This is a genomic window from Piscinibacter defluvii, assembly GCF_004011805.1.
In the GTDB taxonomy this organism is placed as follows: domain Bacteria; phylum Pseudomonadota; class Gammaproteobacteria; order Burkholderiales; family Burkholderiaceae_C; genus Piscinibacter; species Piscinibacter defluvii.
In genome coordinates this window covers 1-617 of record NZ_RCHJ01000133.1, presented here as the reverse complement: position 1 = coordinate 617, position 617 = coordinate 1, and the positions used below count along the sequence as shown (strand labels likewise).

At 65.0% G+C, this 617-nt stretch carries 1 protein-coding gene; it reads right to left on the bottom strand.

Features of this window, described 5'->3' with window-relative positions; translation table 11 throughout:
• Positions 1–171 precede the first annotated feature (171 nt).
• Positions 172–570: an alternative ribosome rescue aminoacyl-tRNA hydrolase ArfB gene (gene arfB / locus D9C15_RS33230; protein ID WP_128003725.1), complete on the bottom strand. Its 399-nt coding sequence runs from the start codon at positions 568–570 to the stop codon at positions 172–174.
• Positions 571–617: the final 47 nt, after the last annotated feature.

The following is a 617-nucleotide window of genomic DNA, read 5'->3' as shown; positions in this document are numbered from 1 at the left end:
CCTAACGTTTGAGCTGAGACGACCCCAGCGGTGGAGCGCTTGGGCCGCGAGGCGGATGATGCCAGCGAGCGCCTCGCGGCCCAAGCGCGTAGCCGGTGGGGGTCGGCTCGAGCGAAGGGTTAGGCAGCACCGAGCGTGCAGGACGCCGGAGGAACGCTCTGAGCGAGTTGCTCACAGGCCGACCTTGGCTCGCCCGGATTTGACTTCGGACCTCATGGACTTGCCTTCGAGGCGCCGGCGCTTGGAGGCGAGAGTTGGTTTGGTAGGTCGGCGCTTGCGCGGGACATGTTCGGCGGACTCGATGAGTTCGTTCAGCCTGGCGAGCGCCTCTGCCTTGTTGGCCTCTTGGCTCCGCGAACCTTGTGCCTTGATGACGACGACTCCGTCGCTGGAGATCCGACTGTCCGAGATGCGCAGCAGCCGAGCCTTGACCACCTCGGGCAGGCGAGAAGCTCGGATGTCGAAGCGGAGTTGAACGGCAGTGGCCGCCTTGTTGACGTGCTGCCCACCTGGACCTTGCGCTCGAATTGCACTGAACTCGACTTCTGAGTCCGCGAGGGCGTAGCGCATAAGGGTGGCTGTGCTGCCTAACGTTTGAGCTGAGGCGACCGCCGCGG

Coding starts and splice junctions, on each gene's coding strand:
- arfB (WP_128003725.1), bottom strand. CDS start 570: ATGCGCTACGCCCTCGCGGACTCAGAAGTCGAGTTCAGTGCAATTCGA.